Raw genomic sequence first — 25619 nt, 5'->3', positions numbered from 1 at the left:
CTCCGGATGCGCGACATCACGTACCCGCCGGTCATTTTCACCGCCAAGACGCTGTTCAAGGTCCTCGGCATGAAGTTCCAGATGTCAGGCACCGAGAACATCCCGCGTGAAGGTGGCGCGATCCTGGCCGCCAACCACATCGGCTATGTCGACTTCGTGTTTGACGGTTTCGCAGCGCACCCCAACAAGCGGCTGGTGCGGTTCATGGCCAAGAAGGATGCGTTCGACAACAAGATCTCCGGGCCGATCATGCGATCGCTGCACCACATCTCGGTCGACCGTGAGCACGGTGTGGAGTCGTACGACCAGGCTGTTGAGTACGCGCGCAACGGCGAGATCGTCGGCATCTTCCCCGAGGCCACGATCAGTCGCTCCTTCGAGATCAAGGAGCTCAAAACCGGCGCCGTACGTATGGCTGCCGAGGCTGGCGTTCCGCTGATTCCGATGGTCACGTGGGGCACTCAGCTGCTCAAGACCAAGGACCACGAGTCCGACCTCAAGGGCCGCGGCAAGACGATCGGCCTGCATGTCGGCACCCCGATTGAGGTGACCGGTGAGGATCCCGTCGCCGAGACCGAGAAGTTGCGTCAGGCCATGAGTGCGCTGCTCGACAAGGCAATCGCGGAGTACCCGATCAGCCCCGAGGGACAGTGGTGGGCGCCGGCTCGCCACGGCGGTACGGCTCCGACCCCCGAGCAGGCCAAGAAGCTGGACGAGGAAGAACTCATTGCTCGGGCCGCGCGCCGCGCCGCCAAGGCCGAGGGCAAAAAGGCCTAGTCCCCGACGGAACCGTCGGCCATCTCACGGAGCAAGTCGAGATGTCCGTTGTGGCGGGCCGTTTCCTCGATGAGGTGCAGGACGACCCAACGCACGTTGGGATGGAAGTCCTTGAGCACCTTGTCGGCTTCGGTGTCGAAGTCGAGATCTGCGAGCAACGTACGAGTCAGCTGGACCTGCTCTGAGTAGCCGTCGATGACTTCCTGCAGCGGGACCTCAAGCCCTGCTTCGAGCTCGCCGTCGGGGTGCTCCTCGCTCCAGGGCGCGCGGTCCTCGCCGCCGAGGATGACGACCTCTACCCAGTAATGCTCGTTCCACCGCAGGTGATTGAGCAGCGATGCCGGGTTGGTCAGCGGCGATGTCGAGATCGGAGCCGTACGGGCGAGTTCTTCGGACAGACCTCGAACCTTGAACAGCGCGGTCTGTTGGACGTACTCCAACATCTGCATCATCACGGAGCGTTCGTCGCCGGCAGGAGGAGTGTCAGTACGGACCATGGACTCACCCTGACACAGGACTAGCCGACTGAGCCGTCGGCCATCTCGCGCAGGATGTCGAGGTGTCCGTTGTGGCGAGCGGTCTCCTCGATCAGGTGCTGCAGGATCCATCGGGCGGTCAGCGGGTGGTCGCTGAGCGTGCCCTGCATGAGCATGTCCAAATCGACCTCAGCAAAGACCTCAAGCGTCGCGGCAGCCTGCTCCTCGTAGAGCCGGATCACATCTTCTAGTGGCAGTACGGAGCCCTCACCGAAGGACGAGCCAGTCGCTGGCTCTTGCGTGCGCGTCTTGCCGTACAGATCCTCGTGGATCCATGACCACTCGACCCAGCGCAGGTGGTTGAGGATGTTGGCCGGAGACATCTTGGGCGACGTCGGCAGCGGTGCCGTACGGGCGAGCTCCTGGCTGAGCCCGCGCACCTTCCCAACTGCAGTCTCCTGCGAATAGCGGAGCATCTGCAGGAGGATGCTGCGCTCGTCGAACGATTCCGGTGTATCGGTTGGAGTCACCCTTCACCCTGACACAATGACTCGGTGAGCGAACCTCTTGTACTCGGGATTGAGTCGTCGTGTGACGAGACTGGTGTCGGCATTGTCCGTGGCACCGAGCTGCTCGCGCATGCGCTCTCATCGAGCATGGAGGAGCACGTACGTTTCGGCGGCATCGTGCCCGAGGTGGCCAGCCGTGCTCACCTCGAAGCCATGGTTCCGACGCTCGAGCAGGCGTACGCCGAGTCGGGCGTACGCATCCAGGACGTTGACGCGATCGCAGTGACCAGCGGCCCGGGACTGACCGGCGCTCTGCTGGTCGGCGTCGCTGCCGCCAAGGCACTCGCGTTGGCGCACGACAAGCCGCTCTACGGCGTCAACCATCTCGCCGCTCACGTGGCCGTGGACCAGCTGGAACATGGTCGCTTCGATGGACGTATGGCCGCGATGCTCGTCAGCGGCGGACACACCGAGATCCTGCTTGTCGACGACATCGCCACGGACATCACGCTGCTTGGCCAGACGATCGACGACGCAGCGGGGGAGGCCTTCGACAAGGTTGCCCGCCTGCTCGGGCTGCCCTATCCCGGCGGACCCCACATCGATCGGGTTGCCCGCGATGGTGACGGCACTGCGTACGACTTCCCGCGCGCACTCACCGGTCGCGACGCCGAGAAGTACAAGTACGACTTCTCGTTCTCCGGGCTCAAGAGTGCAGTCGCTCGACTCGTTCAACACGAGGAGCGCATGGGTCGTACGTTCAACGTGGCCGATGTCGCGGCCGCGTTCCAGGACTCGGTCTGCGATGTGCTGACCAAGAAGACCATCGCGGCCTGCAAGGACCACGACGTCGACACCCTGATCATCGGCGGAGGTGTCGCCGCCAACGCGCGGCTGCGCCACTTTGCCGAGGAGCGTGCGGCCAAGGCCGGCATCACCGTTCGGGTGCCGCGGCTCGGTCTGTGCACCGACAACGGCGCGATGGTGGCTGCGCTCGGAGCCGAGGTCGTACGCAGGGGACTGCCGCCTTCATCGCTGGATCTGCCCGTCGACTCCAGCATGCCTGTGACGCAGGTACTGGCCGCCTAGTCATGCCCAGCCATAGGGCGAGCCACCGCGCGCCTCGAAAGTCGCACTGGCGCCGCAACCTCTCTGTTGCACTCTCGGTGGTCATCATCGGTGGCACGGCTGTCTGGTGGCTGAGTCGCGCCGATCCGATCGAGACCCCGGTGGCAACGACTTCGGACGCGGCCAGTACTACCTCGCCGTCCGCAACCAAGAAGGCGATGAAGTGGTCGCCGACATCAATCGAGAGCGCTGCCGCCAAGACTCTCGCCAACGACCTCAGCCTCGAGGACCTCGCGGGTCAGCTGATCATCGCCCGGCACCGCAACAATGCCGCCTCGCTCGCCCTCGTACGCGACAAGCACTTTGCGGGCGTGATGGTCACCAGTCCGCAGATCCTTGATGTCTCGACAAACGACCCGCTGAGCCAGATCAAGGCGTTCAACGCCGACATTCAGGAAGCAGGCGGTGAGCGCGACTACCCCGTGATGGTGCCGGTTGATCAGGAAGGCGGCCTGGTCACCAGGCTCAAGCGGCCAATGACACCGTTCCCGACGTTCATGTCGGCTGGTGCGGCGATAGCCGGAGATCCGAAGCAGGGCGCGCAAGCGGTCGCCGGGGCGACAAAAGCCTCTGGCGCTGAGTTGCGAGCCGCAGGATTCAACACGGTATTCGCGCCCATCGGAGACGTGACGATCGGTGCGGCCGACCCGATCATCGGCACCAGATCCGCCGGCACTGATCCCGCGATCGTTGCCAAGTCGGTAGTTGCAGCAGTCACTGGCTATTCGCAGGCAGGGCTCATTTCCGCGGTCAAGCACTTCCCAGGCCACAACGTCTCCGCTGACAGTCACAGCGCTCTACCGCTGTTGGCGAGCGACAAGAAGCGCCTTGCCGATCACGACCTCGTACCGTTCAAATCGGCCATTGCTGCGGGCGCGCCCAGCATCATGACGGGTCACCTCAACGTCTCGAGCATCGATCCGGGCGTTCCGGCGTCAATGTCGCGCAAGGTGATCACCGGCGTGCTGCGCAAGGAGCTCGGCTACGACGGCCTTGTCGTCAGCGACTCGCTCGGCATGGGGGCTGTGGTGAAGCGCTATCCGGGAGGCGAAGCGGCAGTACAGGCGATCAAGGCTGGCAGCGATCTGGCGCTCATGCCGGCAGACAACGATCGGGCGTACCTCGCGGTCCTGGCTGCCCTGAAGTCCGGCGAGATTCCCGAGAAGCAGGCCCGAGCGTCGGTGGCACGCGTGATCGCGCACCTGCTCCACGCCGACGCGGCACCACAGCTGAACGGCGATGCGGGGAGCCACGCGATCGAGTCACAGGCACTCAGCGCTGCCGCCATCACCATGGTCAGCGAGGTGTGCGGCGCGTCGGATCCAGTCACGGCCGTACGACCGAGTGGCTCATCCGCAGCGGTGGCCAACTTCAAGGCCGCCGCCAAGGAGGCGGGGCTGTCGACGAGCGGCGGCTCTTCGCTTGCCTTCACCAGTTCTCGGAGCGCGTACGCCGACATCGTCGTGTCGACCGATCGTCCGTACGCGCTGGCGAACAGCACGGCACCCACCAAGATCGCCCTGTACGGCACGGAGCTACCGGCGATGCGCGCGTTGGTGGCCGTGCTCACCGGCAAAGCAGAGGCCCGCGGCAAGCTTCCCGTCGACGGGATCGCCGTCAAGCAATGCTAGTCCGCCCTCCCATGACTCGATAGGCTTCGAACCCCGGCAGAACGGTGGTTGTCATGAAGAACTCCTTGCGGCTGGCGACAGCAGCGATTGCGATGGCGGCTCTTCTGAGCGCCTGTGGCGATGACGCTCCATCTGAGCCCACCGAAACGACATCGGCACCAACGCCGTCAGCGACTGAGACTCCGTCCGACTTTTCGACGGATGACGTCAGCGAGGAGTCGGAGGACTTCGGCCAGCTCGTGGCGGTCAGGGTTGGGGCTCACCCGGGGTTCGATCGAGTCGTACTCGAGTTCTCCGAAAGCGTGCCCGGCTACACGGTGAAGTACGTCGAGCTTCCCGTCCTGGCGGACGGATCGGGCGAACCGATCGACCTGCCGGACGCCGAGACCGCGGTCCAGATCGTGCTCACTCCGTCCTCGGGATTCGACATGGAGGCAGGTGAGGAGACCTACACGGGTCCCAATACCGTCACCAACGACAAGACCTCTGAAATCACGGGCGTCGTCAGTGCGGGCGACTTTGAGGCCGTGCTCAGTTGGGCGGTTGGACTGCGCAACGAAGTGCCGTTCAAGGTCACAACTCTCGACAACCCGGCACGCCTGGTCGTCGACTTCCAGACCGACTAGGTCTACTTCAGGAAGTTGTCGAGTGCCTCGGTGATCAGGGCCGCTGGGCTGACGCCGCGTTCTTTGGCTGCCGTCGCGATGCGGGACTCGATGGCGGCAGTCAGCAGTGCTGGCTCGCCCTCGGGCTTCTGGTCGCGGCCGAATGCCTTCATCGCAGCGATCACGACGGTGCCGAGCACGTCGAGAATGGCGACCACGCCGAACGTCCGCCAAAAGCCGTCGCCGAGATCGGCTCCGTCGACGATGGCGAGCGAGATCATGCCGGCGACGATGACAATCGTGGCGAGCGTCGAGACAAGCAGCCAATCGAACTTCTTGCGCTCCGCCATGGCAAGCAACAGGCACGCCTGCGCGATCGATGCAGCAATGGTGACGCCGACCCCGAACGTCTGCCACACGGCTTCGTCATCGAGGCCATCACCTTCGAGCCAGGTCAGCCAGAGAGCGAGACCGAAAGGCACGAGGGACACCAGCCCACCCAGGATGCCGACGATTGCCGTTGGTCGACCTGCCACGGAGAGGTAGCAGAGTACAGCGATCGACTCGACGCCGACGATCACTGTCGTGAGCAGGACCTTCGCCTCTGCCTCACCGAAGGTGCCACCAGCGAGCAGGGCAACGATGCCCAGCAATGCGGCGACTGAAAACGAGCCGATGATGAGCCAGATGACGAGCTTGCGCAGATCCTTCATGCGCTGCATCTTTGCGTGACGCGGGCGTCGAAGCAATCAGGCTGACGGCTCGTCGAGCGCCAGTTCGCCCGTCTGAACCCGCCACAGAGCGGCATAGGCGCCGTCAGCGGCGATCAGGTCGTCGTGGGTGCCGGACTCCGCGACGCGTCCGGCGTCGAGGACCCAGATTCGGTGGGCATGGCGGACCGTGGACAGCCGGTGGGCAACAACCAGCGCCGTGCAGCCCGCGGTCGCCACGCGCAGCGAACGTTGGATGGCTGCCTCGGTCTCGTTGTCGACGGCGCTGGTTGCCTCGTCGAGAACCAGCACGCTCGGCTCGCGAAGCAACGCTCGAGCCAGCGCGAGTCTCTGGCGCTGTCCGCCTGACAGGGTCACACCGCGTTCGCCGACCCAGCTGTCGAAGCCATCGGCCGTGGCGTCGATGAAGTCACGGGCCGCGGCTGCCTCGGCAGCTGCCTCGATCTCGGCTCGAGTCGCGTCCGGGCGCCCGTACGCGATGTTGTCGGCGATGGTGCCAGCGAACATGTAGACGTCCTGGGCGACGTATGCCATCGACCCACGCAGGGAGTCCCAGTCGAGATCGCGGATGTCGGTTCCATCGAGTTCGATCGTGCCTGCCCGCGGATCGTCGAATCGGAGCACCAATCTCAGAAGCGTAGATTTGCCGGCTCCCGTCGTGCCTACGATCGCGTGCGTCTCTCCGGCTGGAACCACCAGATCGAGGTCGTGGATGACGTCAGGACCGTCGGCATATCCAGCGCGAACGCCGCGGAGCTCGATGCGTCCCTGAACCGGCTTGGCCAGGACGGTCGTGCCGGCAGGGACAGTGATCGGCACAGCAAGCAGGGTCAGGATCCGCTGCGTCGACGCGCGACCGCGCTGATAGAGGTCCAACACGGTGGCGACGTCGGTGAGCGGCCACAGCAGGCGCTGGGTCATGAAGACGAGCACGGAGTAGAGGCCGACCTCGAGGTCGCCGCGGAGCACAGCCCAGCCGCCCAGGAGCAGCGTGCACGTGAAGCCCGCGAGGATCGCCATCCGGACCAAGGGCACAAAGGCGGCCGACGAACGAATCGCGTCGGTGTTCGCGGTCCGGTACGCGGTCGACACGGCGGCGATCCGGTCACGCTCGCGGTCCTCAGCGGTGAACGCCTTGATCGTGGCAATGCCGGCGAGGTTCGCACTGAGGGCGCTCGAGAGATCGGAAACAGCCTCGCGTACGCGGTCGTAGAGCGGCTCGAGACGGCGCTGGAAGACCAGGGATCCGACGACGATCACCGGGATCGGTGTGAAGGCGAACAGCAACAGAGTCCAGGACGACAGGGCGAAGACCGCGCCGACGAGAACCACGTTCAGGAACGTCTGGATGATCGCTGGGGCGCCGATGTCGAGGAAGCGTTCGAGCTGGTTGACGTCATCGTTGAGCGTCGCCAACGTTGATCCGCTCGGTCGCGACTCGTGCCACGACATGTCGAGATGCTGGGCATGGTCGTACGCCTCCACGCGCAGGTCGTGCTCGACACCCTGTGCCAGGCCGCGCCAGAGGACGTCGGCGACGTATTGGCTCGCCGACTCGATGATCCAGACCACGACGTTGATCGCGGCAAGCCAGCCGAGCTGGGAGTAGCGGGACTCGACGCCCAGGATCTCGCCGACGAACGACGCGTCCCCACGTACGACGACGTCGACTGCGGCACCTATCAGGAGCTCAGGCACGACATCGGCGACCTTGTTGATCGTCGACATGGTCACCGCGAGGATGAAGCGCCGGCGATAGACGCGGTGCCGCTTCCACAAGGAACGCAGGGGCTGTTCGGCTGCAGGGATGACGTTCACTCAGGACACCCTAAGTGCACCTACGGACGTCAGTTATGCCCGTTCGACGAGGAAGGCCCGCCCGTCGCCGCGTACGCGGGTCATGATCACGGTCGCCGGATTGGGCCCCTTGAGCTTGAGTCGCTTGATCAGCTCCTCGGGGACGATGTCGACGCCCCGCTTCTTGACCGTCAGCGTCCCGATGCGGCGCACCTGCAGGGCGGCCTTGAGCGGCTTCTCACGGAAGGGAAGCTCGTCGATGACCCGGAAACCGCGTGCCAGTGGAGTCGTCACGGCACGGTCGGAGCTGACGTACGCAATGCGCGTATCCATCAGCCAGCCGCCGATATCTCCGGCCAGCTCGCCGACCAGCCCCGACCGTATGACGGCGTCGTCGGGTTCGTAGATGTAGGCACCGGGCTGGGCGAGAGCCGCCAGCTCGCCGATCGAGACCAGTCCCTGTCCCGACGGGAGGACGGTGGCACGGCGCGTGGCCGTGGCGAAGGGTGCGCCCCACAGGCAAGCCTCGACCAGATCGCCGCCATCGCTGACCCACTCAGCCTCGACGCCTTGCGGCACCGCGTCATGTGCGAGTCCTGGCATCACCTTCGCCACCGCGCGACCTTCCAGCAGCCGGCACACCCATTCCCACGGCGGTTGCAGGTCGGAGGTGGAGAACGTACGACCGCGCCCATCGCGTCGAGCCGGATCGATGAACGCCACCTCGTCCTTGCCGATCTCAACCTTGCGTACGTCCGCGGTGATGACCTCACCGTCGAGACCCAGCGCGTGCAGGTTGGCCTCTGCGACTGCGGCTCGTACGGGATCCAGCTCGACGCCGCGTACACGGAGCCCAGCACGGGCAAAAGCGATCAAGTCGCCGCCGATGCCGCACCCCAGGTCGACCACAGACTCGGCGCCTGTCGAGGCCAGGCGAGAAGCTCGATGGGCAGCGACCCGTTGGCGGGTCGACTGCTCCAGAGCGTCGTGGGTGAAGTACATCCGGCTGGCGTCTTCGCCGAACTTGGCGATCGCTTTGCCGCGCAGGTGATTCTGCGTCACAGCGGCCGCGACGAGGGCCGATGCGTACGTCTTGCGGAGCCGGGTGCCGAGGGCCAGGTCGGTCTCCTTGCCGGCACTCTGGGCGACCTCGTCGAGCAGCAGCTGACCCGCGGGGGAGAGCAGCTTCTCGAACGTCACCAGATCCATGCATGGATTCTGCCGTGTGCCCCCAGCGGAGAGTTCAGCGGAGCGCGAACACCCTTAGCACTCTCGCACTGCGAGTGCTAGGTTTCGTATTGGCGCTCTCGCTATGAGAGTGCCAGCAAAGGTGTGCATGACCCCCGCGACGGCGTGCTCACCAGCGTCCAGAGTTCCACCGCCTGAAAGGGGAGGTCGACACGTGTCGGTCACCATCAAGCCGCTCGAAGATCGTCTGGTCATCCAGGCTGTCGAAGCCGAGCAGACCACCAAGTCGGGTCTGGTCATTCCAGAAACCGCCAAAGAGAAGCCGCAGGAAGGTCTTGTCGTTGCAGTAGGCCCCGGTCGGGTCGACGACAACGGCAACCGCGTTCCGATCGATGTCGCCGTTGGCGACAAGGTCATCTTCAGCAAGTACGGCGGAACCGAGGTCAAGTACGACGGCGAGGAGTACCTCATCCTCTCCGCTCGCGACGTCCTCGCTGTCGTTTCGTGATGTGACGCCCCGGCCCCCTCGTGGGAGCCGGGGCATCCCACGAAAACCCACAACTTTCGAAAGAAGTCACCTGCATGCCCAAGATCCTCGAATTTGACGAGAACGCCCGCCGCGCGCTCGAGCGCGGCGTCGACAAGCTCGCCGACACCGTCAAGGTCACGCTCGGCCCCAAGGGCCGCTACGTCGTGCTCGACAAGAAGTGGGGCGCCCCCACGATCACCAACGACGGCGTGACCGTCGCCCGTGAGATCGAGCTGGACGACCCGTTCGAGAACCTCGGCGCCCAGCTCGCCAAGGAAGTTGCCACCAAGACCAACGACATCGCCGGTGATGGAACGACCACCGCGACCGTGCTCGCGCAGGCCATGGTCCACGAGGGACTCCGTGCGGTTGCCGCCGGATCCAACCCGATGGGACTCAAGAAGGGCATCGAGGCGGCTGTCGCGGCTGTCGTCGAGCAGCTTCACAAGCAGGCCCGCCCGGTCGACGACGTCAAGGACATGACCGACGTCGCCACCGTCTCCTCGCGTGACGCACACATCGGCGAGCTCATCGCCGAGGCGTTCGACAAGGTCGGCAAGGACGGCGTCATCACCGTCGAAGAGTCCAACACGATGGGCACCGAGCTCGAGTTCACCGAGGGCATGCAGTTCGACAAGGGTTACCTGTCGCCGTACATGGTCACGGACACCGAGCGCATGGAAGCCGTGCTCGACGATCCGTTCATCCTCGTCAACCAGGGCAAGATCTCCTCGGTCAGCGACATCCTCCCGCTGCTGGAGAAGGTCGTTGCTGCTGGCAAGACGCTGTTCATCATCGCCGAGGACATCGACGGTGAAGCGCTCTCGACGATCGTGGTCAACAAGATCCGCGGAACGTTCACCTCGGTTGCCGTTAAGGCTCCCGCGTTCGGTGACCGTCGCAAGGCCATGCTGCAGGACATCGCCACGCTGACCGGTGCAACCGTCGTCACGCCTGACGTTGGCCTCAAGCTCGACCAGGTTGGTCTCGAAGTTCTCGGCACCTCACGTCGCGTCGTTGTCACCAAGGACGCCACCACGATCATCGACGGCGGCGGCGACAAGGCCGAGGTCGAAGGTCGGGTCAGCCAGATCAAGGCTGAGATCGAACTGTCGGACTCCGACTGGGACAAGGAGAAGCTCCAGGAGCGTCTCGCCAAGCTCGCCGGCGGCGTCTGCGTCGTCAAAGTTGGCGCAGCCACCGAAGTTGAGCTCAAGGAGAAGAAGCACCGCATCGAGGACGCCGTCTCGGCCACTCGTGCAGCGATCGAGGAAGGCATCGTCGCTGGTGGCGGTTCCGCTCTCGTACACGCAGTCTCCGTCCTCTCCGACAACCTCGGACTGACTGGCGACGAGGCCATCGGCGTCCGTATCGTGCGCCTCGGTGCCGACGCTCCGCTCGAGTGGATCGCTCGCAACGGCGGCGTCTCCGGCGAAGTTGTGGTCAACAAGGTTCGCGAGAGCGGCCAGGGCTACAACGCGGCAACCGGCGAATACGGCGACCTCGTAGCGCAGGGTGTCCTCGACCCGGTCAAGGTGACGCGTTCCGCGCTCGCCAACGCCGCGTCGATCACGGCCATGCTGCTGACGACCGAGACGCTGATCGTCGAGAAGCCCGCTGAAGAGGCTGCTGACGCTCACGCAGGTCACAACCACTAAGACTGGTTTACAAGTACGCCCGTCCCGAAAGGGGCGGGCGTACTTGCGTTCTGGGGCCCTTCCCGCCGACAGCAAAGATTAGGTTAGGCTGCCCTTATGAAACGACTCCCAGCGGCCATCGCCGCACTAGCCCTCCTGACCCTTGCCGCCTGCGGCTCCTCCGACGACAGCGAGTCCGGACCATGGACGTTCACCGACGACCTCGGCACCAAGATCTCGCTCGACTCTGCGCCCGAGCGACTCCTCGTACAGTCCTCGATGGCGGCAGCCCTGACCGACCTTGGACTTGGCGACGAGATTGTCGGAACGTTCGGTCCGCTCAAGAACGCAGCCGGCGAGCCCGACTCGCAGGTCGCCGGCCTCGACATCGATGACGTCACGGATGTCACCGCTGCGGGTGAGTACGGCTCGATCGACCTGGAGAAGGCGGCAACTCTCAAGCCCGATCTGGTCGTCACCAGCGCCTACCTCGACGACGACCTCTGGTACATCAACGACGCGACCGCCAAAGACCTGAAGAAGCTCGCGCCCATCGCGGTTGTCAGCTTCGATGGCAAGACGCTGCCAGAGCTGCTCGACGGTACGGAGCGGGCTGCCACGGCGCTTGGCGCCGACCTCGATGACGACGATGTCACCGAAGCGCACGACGAGTTCGATGCAGCGGCCAAGCGCGTTGAGGCTGCCGGTGCCGCACTCGGTGACCGCAAGATCCTCGCGGGATCCCCGTCCAAGGAACTCTTCTACGTGTCGAACCCGGCAGTCAGCCCGGACCTGAGCTACTGGCGCGAAGAACTGAACCTGCCACTCGTCGTACCGTCCAACCCTGACCCGGGCGGATACTTCGAGAGCCTGAGCTGGGAGAAGGCCGACAAGTACGACGGCGACGTCTTCCTGTACGACGACCGCACCGGCGAGGCTGGGCTGAAGTTGCTCGACGATCAGCCGGTGTTCCAGACGCTCGCAGCGGCCAAGAACAAGGCGTACATCCCGTGGACGTCGGTCGCACCGCCGAGCTACCAGGCGTACGCCGACCTGATGAACCGACTGGCCGACGACCTCGCCAAGGTCAGCTGACACATCTCACAAGATGTGGGGACCAACCGTCTGCTCCATGACCCGTACAATCAGGTCATGGAGCAGACGGGCATCCCTGACAAGTTCGCCGCCCTTGGGCTGACGTACGACGACGTGCTGCTGCTGCCCGGTCTGTCGGATCTGAACCCCTCCGAGATCGACACCACGGCACGCCTGACCCGAGGCATCAGCCTCAAGGTCCCGCTGATCAGCGCCGCGATGGACACGGTTACCGAGTCCCGCATGGCTATCGCGATGGCCCGCGAGGGTGGCATCGGCGTGCTGCACCGCAACCTCTCGCTCGACGATCAGGCCTATCAGGTCGATCTGGTCAAGCGGACCCAGACAGGCATCATCTCCAACCCCGTGACGATCGGGCCGGACGCGACGCTCGAGGATCTCGACCGCATCTGTGGCGAATACCGAGTCTCTGGACTCCCGGTCGTCGACACCGACAACCGTCTCCTCGGCATCATCACCAACCGCGACCTGCGTTTCACGCCCGTAGCCGAATGGTCGTCGACCAAGGTCGACGAAGTCATGACGCCGATGCCTCTGATCACCGGCCACGAAGGCATCTCTCGCGAGGACGCCACGCTCCTGCTGCGCAAGCACAAGCGTGAGCGCCTGCCGCTGGTCGACGACTCGGGCCGCCTTGTCGGACTCATCACGGTCAAGGACTTCGTGAAGTCCGAGCAGTTCCCGCACGCGTCCAAGGACGCTGATGGCCGCCTCATGGTCGGTGCAGCGATCGGCTACTTCGGCGATGCCTGGCAGCGTGCGACGACCCTCATCGAAGCTGGCGTCGACGTTCTGGTTGCGGACACTGCCCACGGCCACGTACGCATGCTGCTCGAGATCGTCGAGCGGCTCAAGACCGATCCCGCGACCAAGCACGTACAGGTCATCGGGGGCAACGTCGCCACCCGCGAGGGCGCACAGGCGTTCGTCGATGCTGGCGCAGATGCGGTCAAGGTCGGCTTCGGTCCTGGCTCGATCTGCACGACTCGCGTCGTGACTGGATGTGGCGTACCCCAGATCACTGCCGTCTACGAAGCTTCGCTGGCCTGCAAGCCCGCCGGCGTTCCGGTGATCGCCGACGGCGGTCTGCAGCAGTCAGGTGACATCGCCAAGGCGCTCGTCGCTGGCGCCGACACCGTGATGATCGGATCGATGCTCGCAGGCGTCGAGGAGTCTCCCGGCGAGGTCGTCTTCGTCAACGGCAAGCAGTTCAAGGCCTACCGCGGCATGGGTTCGCTAGGCGCAATGAGCAGCCGCGGCAAGAAGTCCTACTCCAAGGACCGCTACTTCCAGGCTGAAGTCACCAGCGACGACAAGATCGTTCCCGAGGGCGTCGAAGGTCAGGTCGCGTTCCGTGGACCGCTCTCGGCGGTCGCGCACCAGTTGATCGGTGGCCTCAACCAGTCGATGTTCTACGTCGGCGCTCGTACGATCCCCGAGCTGCAGGAGAAGGGCCGCTTCGTACGCATCACGTCGGCGTCGCTCAAGGAGAGCCACCCGCACGACATCCAGATGACCGCAGAAGCTCCCAACTACAGCTCGCGCTGAATCGGTGGCCACTCGAAACGTCGCGGTCTTCATCGACGCCGAGAATCTCTTCAAGGGCTACGGCAAGCTCGACATCCCTGACGTGTCGATGGATGACATCCTCGACCAGCTCGAGAAGGCGGCGTCGCGCGAAGCCGGCTCCGGCAGCATCGCGCTCTCGCGGGCATACGCCGACTGGGGGCGGATCGGTCTGGAGGACTACCGCCGCGACGTGGTGCGCAGCGGGGTCGAGACCGTGCAGGTGTTCTCGGTCGGCAAGGCAGAAAAGAATGCGGCCGACATCGTCCTGGTCGTCGACTGTCTACGAGCAGCCGCTGACCTGGACCAGCTCGAGGTCTTCATCCTCGTTTCTGCTGACGGAGACTTCGTGCCGTTGGTCCGACGCCTCCACGAGCTCAACAAGTACGTCATCGGCGCGACCCTCGCCAACCACCCGGTCAACTCCGTGCTGGAGAAGGAAGTCGACCAGTACGTCGCACTCAAGGTGAAGAAGGCGCCACCGGCCGCAGCCTTGCAGCCGGTGTTCTCAGGCGATGCAGCTAAGCCGACCAAGAAGGCTGCTCCGACCAAGAAGGCTGAGCCGGCCAAGAAGGCTGAGCCGGCCAAGAAGACTGCGCCAGCGAAGGTGCCTGCCGAGAAGCCGAAGGTTGAGGCTGCGCCAGCGAAGAAGGTCGCACCGGTTGCAGCCAAGTCATCGGGCAAGGTCAATTGGCACGACATGGCTCAGGAGATCGCCGTCGTCCACAAGGGTCCAGCCAAATCGCCTGAGGACTACAAGGCGATCATCAAGAAGGTGCTGAACGACTCGAAGGTTCGCAGCTTCTGCGACAAGCTCGCCAACCAGGGCGGCACCCTCCCGATCCTCGCGATGGCGCTCAAGGCAGCTGCACCCAAACTGAGCCCGTCGGACGCCAAGGTCAGTTCGCTGTCCCGTGCTCTGCGGTTCGCTCTCGCCGATACCCAGTACGCCTTGGCGCGTGAGAGTGACGACGTACAGCCGGTCCTCGTCCGACGCCAGAGCAACCCCGCTGGCATGCTGTCCGACCTCTCGCTTGATGACATCGCTCGAGGCGTTCAGTAGCCCACTACGCTGTCCCTATGGACATCGAGATCGGCACCGCCAAGCGCGGTCGGCGGGCCTATTCGTTCGACGACATCGCGATTGTGCCGAGCCGTCGTACGCGCGACCCGCAAGAGGTCTCGACCGCATGGCAGATCGACGCCTACCGCTTTGAACTCCCGCTGATCGCCGCGCCGATGGACTCGGTGATGAGCCCGGACACCGCGATTGCCCTCGGCAAGCACGGTGGCCTCGGCGTACTCGACCTTGAAGGCCTCTGGACTCGCTACGAAGATCCCGAGAAGCTCCTCGACGAGCTGGCAAATGGCCCGGCCGACACCAAGCGCCTCCAGGAGATCTACGCCGAGCCGATCAAGGCCGAGCTGATCAAGGCTCGACTTCAGCAGGTACGCGACTCGGGAGTGACCGTTGCAGGAGCGTTGTCGCCACAGCGCACCAAGCAGTTCGCCTCGACCGTCGTTGAGGCCGGAGTCGACCTGTTCGTCATCCGCGGCACCACGGTCTCCGCGGAGCACGTGTCGGGCAGCGCGGAGCCGCTCAACCTCAAGGAATTCATCTACGAGCTGGACGTGCCCGTCATCGTCGGTGGCTGTGCGACCTACCAGGCAGCGCTGCACCTCATGCGTACTGGCGCTGCGGGCGTACTCGTCGGCTTCGGCGGCGGAGCCGCACATACGACTCGCTCCGTGCTGGGCATCTCGGTGCCGATGGCATCGGCTGTCGCCGATGTGGCAGCAGCGCGTCGTGACTACCTCGACGAGTCGGGCGGCCGCTACGTCCACGTCATCGCCGACGGCTCGATTGGTCGCAGCGGCGACATAGCCAAGGCCATCGCCTGCGGTGCGGACGCTGTGATGATCGGTTCGCCCTTTGCTCGCGCCGCAGAGGCGCCGGGTCGAGGCGTCCACTGGGGCGCGGAGGCATGGCACGCAGAACTGCCCCGTGGTGAGCGCGTCGAGATCGGCACGGTCGGCGACCTGCAGTCGGTGCTGTTCGGCCCCTCGTCCGTCCCCGACGGCACGATGAATCTGATCGGGGCGCTGCGACGTGCCATGGCGACGACTGGTTACAGCGACCTCAAGGAATTCCAGCGGGTCGAGGTCGTCGTCGGTTGACCGTCCCCGCGAGGGTCGAGTGGGACGACGCGGACGCCGTACGACTGCGCGACGCCATGCAAGCCGAGATTCGGGGGATGTACGCCGATGACCCGACGTCGCAGAACCGCGACGGCCGACTCGAGATTGATCCGGGTTCCATCGTGTTCACCGCGGTGATCCGCGATGGTGACGAGCCGATCGGTCACGTCGCACTGCGACGCCTGGGCGATGACCTTGAGATCAAGCGGATGTACGTCGTTCCCGAACGACGCGGTGGCGATCTGGCCGAGCGATTGCTGGCCGAGGTGGAACGTGAGGCCCGGTCGCTGGGTGCACCTCGGCTGATCCTGCACACGGGAGGTCGGCAGCAGGCGGCGTTGGCGTTTTACGAACGGCACGGCTACACGCCGATCGACATCTACCCGCCGTACGAGCAGCTGGTCTACTCGCTGTGCTTCGAGAAGGTGCTGACCAGTCCGAACTAGACCACTGACGGACGACCAGGACCCGACTCCGCCACGGAGTCGGGTCCCGGTTTTCTGGAGTTCAAGCGGCGACGAGTCGGCGACCGTGGCGCTTGGATCCGAGCCTGTGGCCGAGGGCCACGAGACCGAACCCGACCGCGAAGATTGCCGCGGCAACCAGACCGTACGAGATCGGAACCGTGTCGGGATTCTTGGGGAATGCTGAGGTGTCGCCACCGACCCACTCCCGCGTGAGTGCGAGACCTTGGTAGGTGAAGGCCCAGAGGTAGGCGATTGCATACGTGACGTTCGCGTTGAGGTGCGACCTCAGCAAGAAGCCCAGCGGGAACGCGAGCAGCACGGTGACGACGGCAATCATGAGCGAACCTCCGACTGACGCTTCGAGGACGAGAACATCAGCACGACGATGACGACGGTGAGCACGACGCCGAGCGCCGAGATCGCCTTGATGTCGGACGAAACGTCGACGAAGAACACCGGTAGCGACGTCAGTGTGATGACGATGATGCTGGCCGCCGTGAGTCGAGCTGCTGGCCTGCTGCGCTGTCGCCAGGCGACGATGCCCGCAACGACGGCGACGACGGCGAGTAGCGAGGAGATGATGAGGATCGCCATCGGAGGGCTGTCCTCGCCGTCGCCTGTCGGGATCAGAAAGCTGGGAATGTTGGTGATCCCGTAGAAGATGGCAAGACCGAGACCAACCTTGTTCTTGGTTGACCACGGTGCGTCTGTGGTGTTCATGGTGACTCCTTGGTTGGGGTGTGACCTCCACGTTGGTCCTCGCACGACCCGTCCACATCCGTCGGCGTTCCTGATTCTCCGGGACATCTCCCGGGTCGTATAGGTGCAAGATCCCGGGTCATCAGACCGCGTAGGCGAGACACTGGTCTCATGGATCCCATCCGCGTGCTCCTCGCCGACGACCATCCGGTGGTGCGCAGCGGCTTGCGTGCCCTGCTCGACTCGTTGCCTGGGTATGACGTGGTTGCAGACGTAGCTGACGGAGAGGCAGCAGTCCGGGAAGCCCAGCTGACCAAGCCCGATGTCGTCCTCATGGACATTCGCATGCCGGGGATTGACGGCATCGAGGCGACTCGTCGGTTGCGAGCAGCGGTTCCCGACACGGCGATCCTGGTACTGACAATGTTCGACGACGACGACACGGTGTTCGCAGCCATGCGAGCTGGCGCCATGGGGTACCTGCTCAAGGGCGCCGAGCAGGACGAGATCGACCGCGGCATACGAGCGGTCGTGGCTGGCGAGGCGATCTTCAGTCCGGGTGTTGCGCAGCGCGTCCTCGGCTTCCTTAGCTCGCCGCGTGCTGGTGGAGATCCTTTCCCGGAGCTGACCGAGCGTGAGAGAGAGGTGCTGGATCTCGTGGCTGCGGGTCGACGCAATCAGGCCATCGCCGAAGAGCTCTTCCTCTCGCCGAAGACCATCGCCAACCACATCTCCTCGATCTTCGTGAAGTTGGCCGTGGCCGACCGTTCCGAGGCGATCGTTCGCGCTCGTCAGGGCGGGCTCGGTGGGCCGTGAGCGTGCTGCTGGCGGCCGCCATCGTGTTCGGCGTCTCTGCCGCAGTAGCCGGATGGTTCATCCTCAAAGGTTCGACGGCGCGGAGTTCCGGGACGCTGATGCTGCTCGGCGGTGTCGCGACGCTCGGCGGGTGCGCCGCCGTCCAGCTTGAGCTCGACGGTGCCGCAGCGGTTCTCTTCCGGGCTGCAGGATGCCTGGCGATTCCAGCAGCACTCGCCCTGTTTCCACGACCGCGCTGGAGCGAGCCGCTCGGCTTCGTCCTCATTACGGTGGTTGTGTCTGCCGGGGTCATCGCGACCACGTGGGCATCCGCGGTTGAGTCGATGGGATTTGTCATCGTTCCCGCCCTTCTGCTCGGTGTGTGGTGGGGACTGGAACGCGGGGACCAGGATGAGCGGCGAGCGCTGACGTGGTCGTCGCTGGTGTGGATCACGTGCGGCCTCGTCGCCACATTGATCGGATTCGTGCGGGAGTCGGCGGAGTCCGCTGAAGCGTTCGACATCGCCTCGCTTGCTGTGTTCCTCGCCAGCCTCGGGCCGCCCGCCATGGTGATCGGCGTGCTTCGCCCGGAGCTCGTGGACGTGCGGGGCCTGGTGACCCGCGCGGTCGTGGCGGCAACTGTGCTGTTCACGTTCCTCGCCGTGGCGATCGGACTGATCTCCGTGATCGAAGACCTTCGCGGCCAACCACTGCAAGCTGCGCCGGTGGCGGTCCTATGCGCGGTGTTGGCCTTCGGCGTACGCCCGCTTCAGGTGACGCTGCGCGGCGTCGTGGATCAGTTGCTGTTCGGTGATCGCCCAGATGCGCTCACGGCGGCCTCGAGCCTTGCAGATCGAATCGGGGACGACCCAGTCCTTGCCCTCGCCGCTATCCGCGAGGCCCTGGTCCTCCCGTACGCGAGCCTCCGCGTGGGAGACGAGACGCTGGCGACGTCCGGTTCCGAGGTGACGCACACCCGTGCGCTTCCACTACGCCTCGGAAACGACCTGCTGGGCGAGGTAGTCGTCGGGCTTCGCCCCGGTGACTTGGGGCTGTCGGCCGCCGATGAGGATGTCCTGCGGATCGTCGCACCGCTCCTCGCCCAGACCCTGAGAGCGCGGGCGCTCGCGAGCGATCTCAAGGAATCGCGCGGTGCAGCGATCACGGCCATCGAGGAGGAGCGTCGTCGGCTGCGCCGTGACATCCACGACGGGCTGGGCCCGACCCTCTCGGGAGTTGCTTTCTCGGCTGATGCTGCCCGCAACCAGATCCGAAGCGCGCCAGAGCGAGCGGAGGAGCTTCTGCTGGGTCTGCGTGCCGACACCGCAGGGGCGATTCTGGAGATCCGACGACTGGTCGAGGGGCTCCGACCTCCCGCCCTCGACGAGCTCGGTCTCTTTGGCGCCGTTCGCCAGCACGCGGCCGCTCTGCTCACTGACGGGGGAGCACCGTTGCAGGTGGATATCTCCACACCCGACGACCTGCCGACCGTCTCGGCGGCCGTGGAGGTTGCCGCCTATCGCATCGTCATCGAGGCACTGACGAATGTCGCGCGGCACGCGGATGCGACTCGCGCGTCGGTCAGCTTCACCTGCGGGGACGAGAACCTCCTTCTGGAGGTTCGCGACGACGGGCACTCGATCGGCGCGTGGACTTCGGGGGTTGGGGTGAAGTCGATGCGCGAGCGTGCTGAGGGTGTCGGCGGATCTTTGACCGCTGGGCCCGGCACCAACGGCGGGCGCGTCCGGGCGACCCTTCCCCTGTAGTCCGTCGAGAACATCACATTGCACCCGCTGGGCAACCGGGTCAGGCACCCCTTACGATGGTGAGGCTTGCCTTACAAAGGGCAACCTGAGCAGATGGACCCCCCCAATGACTTCACGATTTTCATTCCCGGCAGTTGGCGTCCTGACGCTGGCCGCGCTCACGCTTTCGGCCTGCGCCTCGGATGGCACCGCCTCCGGAGCCCTCACCGTCAAGGCCTCCGACTCGTCCTGCAATATCTCGTCGTCCAAGCTCGAGGCCGGACCGTCGACCTTCAAGGTCACCAACGGTGGCAGCAAGGTCACCGAGTTCTACGTCTACGCCGAGGGCGACCGCATCATGGGCGAGGTCGAGAACATTGGTCCCGGCCTCTCACGCGACTTGGTCGTCGACCTGCCCAAGGGCACCTACGAAGGCGCCTGCAAGCCGGGCATGATCGGCGATGGCATCCGGGAGACCCTCACCGTCTCCGGTGAAGCCGCCAAGAAGCTGTCCGACTCCGAGGAGCTCACGGCTGCCGCTGACAGCTACGAGCGCTACGTGAAGTCGCAGTCCGATGCGTTGATCGTCAAGACCGAGGAGTTCGTCGCTGCGGTCAAGGCCGGCAACGTCGACGAAGCCAAGACGCTGTTCCCGATCGCCCGTACCTACTGGGAGCGCATCGAGCCCGTAGCGGAGAAGTTCGGTGACCTCGACCCGATCACCGACGGACGCGAGCCCGACGCGATCGCAGAAGGCGTCGACTTCACCGGCTGGCACCGCATCGAGAAGCAGCTCTGGGTGTCCAACAACACCAAGGGCATGGACAAGTACGCCGATCAGCTCCTCGCCAACGTCAAGAAGATCGTCAAGCTCGGCCAGGACGCCCCGCTGACGGCGCTTGAGCTCGCTCAGGGCTCCAAGGCGCTCCTCGACGAGGTGGCGACCGGCAAGATCACCGGCGAAGAGGACGAGTTCAGCCACACCGACCTCTGGGACTTCAAGGCCAACATCGAAGGCTCGCAGGCAGCCATTGCCTCCCTGCGTCCGGTCCTCGAGGCCCAGGATCCCGAGCTGGTCAAGGATCTGGACGCCAAGTTCAAGTTGGTTGATGCCGAACTCAACCAGCACCAGGACATGACGACCGGTGACTGGAAGTTCTACGACGAACTCACCAAGGATCAGGTCAAGAAGCTCTCAGATGCTGTTGCAGCCCTGAGCGAGCCGATCAGCAAGGTTGCGGCCGTTGTCGCAGCCTCCGCCTGAGACACTCGGCGAGTGACCACAGACAGCTCAGCACCTGAGTCCGGCCTCTCCCGCAGGAAACTGCTGGGAGCGGCCGGGCTTGGTGCGTTGGCGGCCGGAGCCGTCGGTGCGGGCGCGGGATTTGCCATCGGCGACAAGCCGGTCGAGGTTGTGCCGGATCCCGATGCGCTGCCGATCCCGTTCGAAGGCAAGCACCAGGCTGGCATCGTCACGCCGGCCCAGGATCGTCTTTACTTTGCGGCGCTCGACCTCACTACCGAGAGCCGCGGCGACCTGATCCTCCTCCTCAAGGAGTGGACCGAGGCCGCGCGCAAGATGACGCAGGGCAACGACGTGGGTGAGTTTGGCGCAGTCGCCGGATCCCCGTTCGCGCCGCCGGAGGACACCGGCGAAGCGCTGGGTCTGCCACCGTCAGGTCTGACGATCACGATCGGTTTCGGTCGCGGCATGTTCGTCGACGGCAAGGGCAAGCCTAGGTTCGGACTCGACGGCAAGCTCCCGGATCGCCTCAAGGACCTGCCGCTGTTCTCGGGCGATCGGCTTGACGACGCTCTGTGTGGCGGAGACCTCGCCATCCAGGCCTGCGCGAACGATCCGCAGGTCGCGGTGCACGCGGTCCGCAACCTCGTACGCATCGCGTTCGGCCGCGCTTCGGTGCGCTACTCGCAGATGGGCTTCGGACGTACATCTTCGACGTCGTCCGCTCAGGTCACGGCTCGCAACATGCTCGGGTTCAAGGACGGCACCGCCAACATCAAGGCTGAGGACGCCAAGGATCTCGACGACTTCGTCTGGGTACCCAAGGGCGACGGTCCGGACTGGATGGTCAACGGCTCGTACCTCGTGACTCGCAAGATCGACATGCGGATCGAGATCTGGGACCGCGAGCCTCTCGAAGGTCAGGAAGCGATCATCGGCCGCACCAAGGGTTCGGGTGGTCCGCTGTCGGGCGGCGACGAGTTCGACAAACTCGACTTCAAGGCGAAGGGCGAAGACGGCGAGCTCGCGATCGGCAAGGTGGCGCACGTACGTCTTGCGCATCCGGACTTCAACAAGGGCGCCAAGATCCTGCGCCGCGGCTACAACTTCGTCGATGGATCCAACGGGCTCGGCCAGCTCTCTGCCGGGCTGTTCTTCATCGCCTATCAGCGTGATCCTGAGAAGCAGTTCGTCCAGATCCAGCGCAACCTTGCGGGCAAGCTCAACGACGTTCTCAACGAGTACATCGTGCACGTTGGCTCGGGTTTGTTCGCCTGCCCGCCGGGCGTGACGACCGAGGGCTACTGGGGCGAGAAGCTCTTCGCATAGTCGGAAAGGCATACCAGCGGTATGCTCGCCCCTATGTCTGTTGCTGAAGCCGCACCAAAAACTACTTCTTCGCTGGTCACACCTGAGAGGGTTGCCGAACTCACGGCGCTGATCCGGACCACCTCTGGCGAGACTCGTACGACGATTTCGCCGATGAATGGTGAGCCTGTCGCCGAGATCCCCGTCTCGAGCATCGCGGACGTCGAGGCGGCGTTTGCTGCTGCTCGTACGGCCCAGGAGGCGTGGTCCAAGACGTCACTGCGTGAGCGCAAGAAGGCGCTGCTTCGCCTGCACGACCTCGTACTTGAGCACCAGGACGAGCTGATGGACCTGATCCAGATCGAGTCGGGCAAGAGCCGCGCGCACGCGTTCGATGAGATCGCGCACGTGGCCCTGACGGCCCGCTTCTATGCGCGTCGCTTGAAGAAGCAGCTCAAGCCCAAGCGTCGCAACGGTGCGCTGCCGCTGCTGACCAGCGTCACCGTCATCCCGCAGCCCAAGGGTGTCGTCGGTTTGATCAGCCCGTGGAACTACCCGCTCACCATGGCCGTCTCGGACGGCATCCCTGCTGTCGCGGCTGGCAACGCCATCGTGCACAAGCCCGACAGCCAGAGCCCGCTCATTGCGCTGGCTGGCATCGAACTGATGCGCAAGGCCGGCTTCCCGGCCGAGATCTGGCAGGTCGTCAGCGGTGCCGGTTCGGTCGTTGGCACGGCGATCATCGAGCGCGCCGACTACATCTGTTTCACCGGATCCACCGCGACCGGCAAGCTCATCGCCCAGCAGGCAGCTGCTCGTTTGGTGAGCTGCTCTCTCGAGCTCGGTGGCAAGAACCCGATGATCGTCCTCCCGAGCGCCAACATCAACAAGGCCGCAGCAGGTGCGGTCGAGGCGTGCTTCTCCTCGGCTGGTCAGCTCTGCGTCTCGATTGAGCGCCTCTACGTACCGGAAGAGAAGTACGAGGAGTTCAAGACCGCGTTCGTAACGCGCGTCGAACACCTCGCGCTGGGCGCGGCTCTCGACTGGGATGCCGACATCGGCTCGCTGGTCTCGCAGTCCCAGCTCGAGACGGTTACCGCCCATGTGAAGGATGCTGTCGCCAATGGCGCGACAGTCCTGGCCGGTGGCAAGGGGCGCCCGGACCTGGGCCCATACTTCTACGAGCCCACGGTCCTCGAAGGCGTCACGGAGTCGGCCGAGTGCTTTGCTGGTGAGACCTTCGGCCCGCTGGCGTCGCTCTACCCGTACAAGACGACCGAAGACGCTGTGGCGCTCGCCAATGGCGGCGAGTACGGCCTCAACGCCAGCCTCTGGGGCAAGCCTCGCGAGGCCAAGGCGATCGCGTCTCGCATCAAGGCTGGCACGGTCAACATCAACGAAGGCTTCTCCGCGACCTTCGGCAGCGTCGACGCGCCGATGGGTGGCATGCGCCAGTCCGGTCTCGGCCGTCGACAGGGCGCCGAGGGCATCCTGCGCTACACCGAGCCACAGTCGATCGGCGTCCAGCGCCTCATGCCGATGAACGGTCCGAGCGCCCTGCAGGCCCGCACGTGGGCCAAGCTGCTCACAGTCGGACTCAAGGTCCTGCGTCGGACGCCGCGCGCATGAGCGCCGAGTTCGACTACGACGTCCTGGTCATCGGCTCGGGCTTCGGCGGCAGCGTTTCCGCGCTCCGGCTGACCGAGAAGGGCTACAAGGTCGCTGTTCTCGAGGCGGGCAAACGCTACGAGGACGCTGACTTCGCCAAGAGCTCGTGGCGGCTGCGCAAGTTCCTGTGGTTGCCCCAGCTCGGCTGCTACGGCATCCAGCGCATCGACAAGCTCAAAGACGTCTTGATCCTGTCGGGCGCGGGAGTCGGCGGAGGCTCGCTGGTCTACGCCAATACGTTGTACGAACCGCTCGACCCGTTCTACAAGGACTCCGCCTGGGGCCACATCACGGACTGGAAGGCGGAGCTCGCTCCGTACTACGACCAGGCCAAGCGCATGCTCGGCGTCACGGTCTACCCGTACGTGTCGCCGGCCGATGAGATCGTCAAGAAGGTTGCCGAACGCATGGGCGTCGGCGGCACGTTCCACCACACGCCGGTCGGCGTCTTCTTCGGTCAGCCGGGGGAGAAGGTGGCGGATCCGTTCTTCGGAGGTGCCGGGCCCGAGCGCAACGCCTGCCTCAACTGCGGCGAGTGCATGACGGGTTGTCGCCACAACGCCAAGAACACCTTGGTCAAGAACTACCTCCACCTGGCCGAGAAGGCCGGTGCAGAGGTGCACCCACTCACGACAGCCACCGCCGTACGACCGCTGCCCGGTGGCGGCTACGAGATCGAAGTGCGCCGTACGAACAAGCGATTCCGCCCGCGCAAGAAGATCACCGCCGAGCAGGTCGTGTTCTCCGCCAGCACGATGGGCACGCAGAAACTGCTGCACAAGATGAAGGACAAGGGCCACCTGTCGGGTGTCTCGGACCGCCTGGGCCTGCTGACGCGTACGAACTCTGAGGCGCTCCTCGGCTCGATCGCCGACGGCAAGGACGTCGACTACAGCGAGGGTGTGGCGATCACCTCGTCCTTCCACCCGGACGAGTACACCCACATCGAGCCGACCCGCTACGGCAAGGGCTCCAATGCCATGTCGCTGATGCAGACCGTGCTGACGGATGGCAGCTCTGACAAGGCTCGTTGGCGGGTGTGGCTCCGTGAGATGTGGGCCCAGAAGCGCTTCCTGTTCAAGCTCTACGACCTGCGCCACTGGTCGGAGCGCACAATCATCGCGCTGGTCATGCAGACGCACGACAACTCGATCACGACCTACACCAAGCGCGGAATCACCGGTCGACGCAAGCTGACCTCCAAGCAGGGCCATGGTGCACCCAACCCCGCGTTCATCGAGCCCGGACATCGCGCCGTACAGATGATGGCCGAGGAGATGGGCGGTACGCCGGGCGGCACGATCGGTGAGCCGTTCAACGTTCCGCTGACCGCGCACTTCATGGGCGGCTGCGCGATCGGCGACAGCCCCGAAAACGGTGTCGTTGACCCGTATCAGCGACTTTTCGGCCACGAGGGCCTGCACGTGGCCGATGGCTCGGCGATCACCGCCAACCTGGGCGTGAATCCCTCGCTGACGATCACCGCTCAGACCGAGCGTGCGATGTCGTACTGGCCCAACAAGGGTGAGGAAGACCTACGCCCCGCCGTGGGCCAGGCGTACCGCAAGATCGATCCGATCGCCCCGAAGAGCCCGGTTGTGCCCGCAGACGCCCCCGCGGCGCTGCGTTTGCCGATTATCGGCGTCAGCTGAGCGTACGAATTCCCTGCAATCACGGGAAAAAGTGCCACTAAAGCACAGAGCCCGACCGGGAGGGAGCTCACGGGTCGGGCCCTGTTGTGCCAACTAGAAGTGGGCACATGATCTAACGGGAGGGAGTTTTGTTAGATCCACTCTGTAAAACGA

General features: G+C 64.8%; 24 protein-coding genes. 17 read left to right on the top strand and 7 right to left on the bottom strand.

The genetic code is table 11. The annotated features are described in order from the left end of the window. The first annotated feature begins 6 nt into the window (after positions 1-6). Complete coding sequence (locus J2X11_RS13050; protein WP_309971746.1) at positions 7-777, top strand: lysophospholipid acyltransferase family protein; 771 nt, start codon at positions 7-9, stop codon at positions 775-777. On the opposite strand, the gene J2X11_RS13045 is transcribed toward J2X11_RS13050, so the two are convergent. Both J2X11_RS13045 and J2X11_RS13040 read right to left on the bottom strand, forming a co-directional pair. Further along, the gene (locus tag J2X11_RS13045) at positions 774-1274 is read right to left on the bottom strand and encodes a mycothiol transferase (RefSeq protein ID WP_309971743.1); all 501 of its coding nucleotides are present in this window, start codon (positions 1272-1274) and stop codon (positions 774-776) included. The genes J2X11_RS13050 and J2X11_RS13045 overlap by 4 nt on opposite strands. Before the next feature lie 20 nt (positions 1275-1294). After that, positions 1295-1783 (bottom strand): mycothiol transferase, encoded by a 489-nt coding sequence (locus tag J2X11_RS13040; RefSeq protein ID WP_309971741.1) that lies wholly within the window; start codon positions 1781-1783, stop codon positions 1295-1297. A 24-nt stretch (positions 1784-1807) separates the two neighbouring features. Between J2X11_RS13040 and tsaD the strand changes: the two genes are divergently transcribed. Genes tsaD through J2X11_RS13025 form a run of 3 tightly spaced genes read left to right on the top strand, consistent with a single transcriptional unit; the run spans position 1808 to position 5147 of the window. Next, positions 1808-2851, top strand: coding sequence for a tRNA (adenosine(37)-N6)-threonylcarbamoyltransferase complex transferase subunit TsaD (gene tsaD, locus J2X11_RS13035; RefSeq protein ID WP_309971739.1), 1044 nt, complete (start codon positions 1808-1810; stop codon positions 2849-2851). 2 nt (positions 2852-2853) lie between these two features. Continuing rightward, entirely contained in the window at positions 2854-4521 is a 1668-nt protein-coding gene (locus J2X11_RS13030) for a glycoside hydrolase family 3 protein (protein ID WP_309971737.1), read from the top strand. Between the two features lie 53 nt (positions 4522-4574). Next, positions 4575-5147, top strand: a complete 573-nt coding sequence (locus J2X11_RS13025) for an AMIN-like domain-containing (lipo)protein (RefSeq protein WP_309971735.1) — start codon at positions 4575-4577, stop codon at positions 5145-5147. A gap of 2 nt (positions 5148-5149) precedes the next feature. Here the strand turns inward: J2X11_RS13025 and J2X11_RS13020 are convergent, their stop codons facing one another. Genes J2X11_RS13020 through J2X11_RS13010 form a run of 3 tightly spaced genes read right to left on the bottom strand, consistent with a single transcriptional unit; the run spans position 5150 to position 8863 of the window. Then, positions 5150-5839, bottom strand: coding sequence for a hypothetical protein (locus J2X11_RS13020; protein ID WP_309971733.1), 690 nt, complete (start codon positions 5837-5839; stop codon positions 5150-5152). A 36-nt stretch (positions 5840-5875) separates the two neighbouring features. Then, positions 5876-7675, bottom strand: coding sequence for an ABC transporter ATP-binding protein (locus J2X11_RS13015; protein WP_309971730.1), 1800 nt, complete (start codon positions 7673-7675; stop codon positions 5876-5878). A gap of 33 nt (positions 7676-7708) precedes the next feature. After that, positions 7709-8863, bottom strand: coding sequence for a class I SAM-dependent methyltransferase (locus J2X11_RS13010; protein ID WP_309971728.1), 1155 nt, complete (start codon positions 8861-8863; stop codon positions 7709-7711). A gap of 193 nt (positions 8864-9056) precedes the next feature. On the opposite strand from J2X11_RS13010, the gene groES reads away from it, so the two are divergent. From groES to J2X11_RS12975, 7 genes are all read left to right on the top strand, one after another. Then, positions 9057-9350 (top strand): co-chaperone GroES, encoded by a 294-nt coding sequence (gene groES, locus J2X11_RS13005; protein ID WP_309971727.1) that lies wholly within the window; start codon positions 9057-9059, stop codon positions 9348-9350. A gap of 74 nt (positions 9351-9424) precedes the next feature. Further along, the gene (gene groL / locus J2X11_RS13000; protein WP_309971725.1) at positions 9425-11029 is read left to right on the top strand and encodes a chaperonin GroEL; all 1605 of its coding nucleotides are present in this window, start codon (positions 9425-9427) and stop codon (positions 11027-11029) included. Between the two features lie 96 nt (positions 11030-11125). Continuing rightward, on the top strand, positions 11126-12103 hold the full coding sequence (locus J2X11_RS12995) for an ABC transporter substrate-binding protein (protein WP_309971722.1): 978 nt from the start codon (positions 11126-11128) through the stop codon (positions 12101-12103). 57 nt (positions 12104-12160) lie between these two features. Beyond that, on the top strand, positions 12161-13672 hold the full coding sequence (guaB, locus tag J2X11_RS12990) for an IMP dehydrogenase (RefSeq protein ID WP_309971721.1): 1512 nt from the start codon (positions 12161-12163) through the stop codon (positions 13670-13672). Between the two features lie 4 nt (positions 13673-13676). Further along, entirely contained in the window at positions 13677-14753 is a 1077-nt protein-coding gene (locus J2X11_RS12985) for an NYN domain-containing protein (RefSeq protein ID WP_309971719.1), read from the top strand. A gap of 17 nt (positions 14754-14770) precedes the next feature. Next, a complete protein-coding gene (locus J2X11_RS12980) occupies positions 14771-15868 on the top strand; it encodes a GuaB3 family IMP dehydrogenase-related protein (RefSeq protein WP_309971717.1) in 1098 nt (365 codons plus the stop codon). Then, positions 15865-16335, top strand: coding sequence for a GNAT family N-acetyltransferase (locus J2X11_RS12975; RefSeq protein ID WP_309971715.1), 471 nt, complete (start codon positions 15865-15867; stop codon positions 16333-16335). Before J2X11_RS12980 ends, J2X11_RS12975 begins: the two co-directional genes overlap by 4 nt. 61 nt (positions 16336-16396) lie before the next feature. Here the strand turns inward: J2X11_RS12975 and J2X11_RS12970 are convergent, their stop codons facing one another. Further along, the gene (locus J2X11_RS12970; RefSeq protein WP_309971713.1) at positions 16397-16693 is read right to left on the bottom strand and encodes a hypothetical protein; all 297 of its coding nucleotides are present in this window, start codon (positions 16691-16693) and stop codon (positions 16397-16399) included. Beyond that, the gene (locus J2X11_RS12965) at positions 16690-17076 is read right to left on the bottom strand and encodes a hypothetical protein (RefSeq protein ID WP_309971711.1); all 387 of its coding nucleotides are present in this window, start codon (positions 17074-17076) and stop codon (positions 16690-16692) included. The genes J2X11_RS12970 and J2X11_RS12965 overlap by 4 nt, the downstream gene beginning before the upstream one ends. A gap of 150 nt (positions 17077-17226) precedes the next feature. On the opposite strand from J2X11_RS12965, the gene J2X11_RS12960 reads away from it, so the two are divergent. The 6 genes from J2X11_RS12960 to J2X11_RS12935 all read left to right on the top strand — a co-directional run bounded on the left by J2X11_RS12960 (position 17227) and on the right by J2X11_RS12935 (position 25466). Then, on the top strand, positions 17227-17871 hold the full coding sequence (locus J2X11_RS12960; protein WP_309971709.1) for a response regulator transcription factor: 645 nt from the start codon (positions 17227-17229) through the stop codon (positions 17869-17871). Further along, a complete protein-coding gene (locus tag J2X11_RS12955; RefSeq protein WP_309971707.1) occupies positions 17868-19616 on the top strand; it encodes a sensor histidine kinase in 1749 nt (582 codons plus the stop codon). Before J2X11_RS12960 ends, J2X11_RS12955 begins: the two co-directional genes overlap by 4 nt. Positions 19617-19722: 106 nt before the next feature. After that, positions 19723-20859 carry an iron uptake system protein EfeO gene (efeO, locus tag J2X11_RS12950; protein ID WP_309971703.1) on the top strand — a complete coding sequence of 379 codons (1137 nt, stop codon included), beginning with the start codon at positions 19723-19725 and terminating at the stop codon, positions 20857-20859. Positions 20860-20871: 12 nt separating this feature from the next. Continuing rightward, a complete protein-coding gene (gene efeB / locus J2X11_RS12945; RefSeq protein WP_309971701.1) occupies positions 20872-22167 on the top strand; it encodes an iron uptake transporter deferrochelatase/peroxidase subunit in 1296 nt (431 codons plus the stop codon). Positions 22168-22200: 33 nt separating this feature from the next. Then, positions 22201-23775, top strand: a complete 1575-nt coding sequence (locus tag J2X11_RS12940; RefSeq protein ID WP_309971698.1) for a succinic semialdehyde dehydrogenase — start codon at positions 22201-22203, stop codon at positions 23773-23775. Further along, positions 23772-25466 (top strand): GMC family oxidoreductase, encoded by a 1695-nt coding sequence (locus J2X11_RS12935; protein ID WP_309971695.1) that lies wholly within the window; start codon positions 23772-23774, stop codon positions 25464-25466. Before J2X11_RS12940 ends, J2X11_RS12935 begins: the two co-directional genes overlap by 4 nt. Positions 25467-25619 lie beyond the last annotated feature (153 nt).

It is taken from the genome of Aeromicrobium panaciterrae (genome assembly GCF_031457275.1).
In the GTDB taxonomy this organism is placed as follows: Bacteria; Actinomycetota; Actinomycetes; order Propionibacteriales; family Nocardioidaceae; genus Aeromicrobium; species Aeromicrobium panaciterrae_A.
The sequence above is the reverse complement of the archived record's forward strand: the minus strand, read 5'-3'. Positions and strand labels throughout refer to the sequence as shown.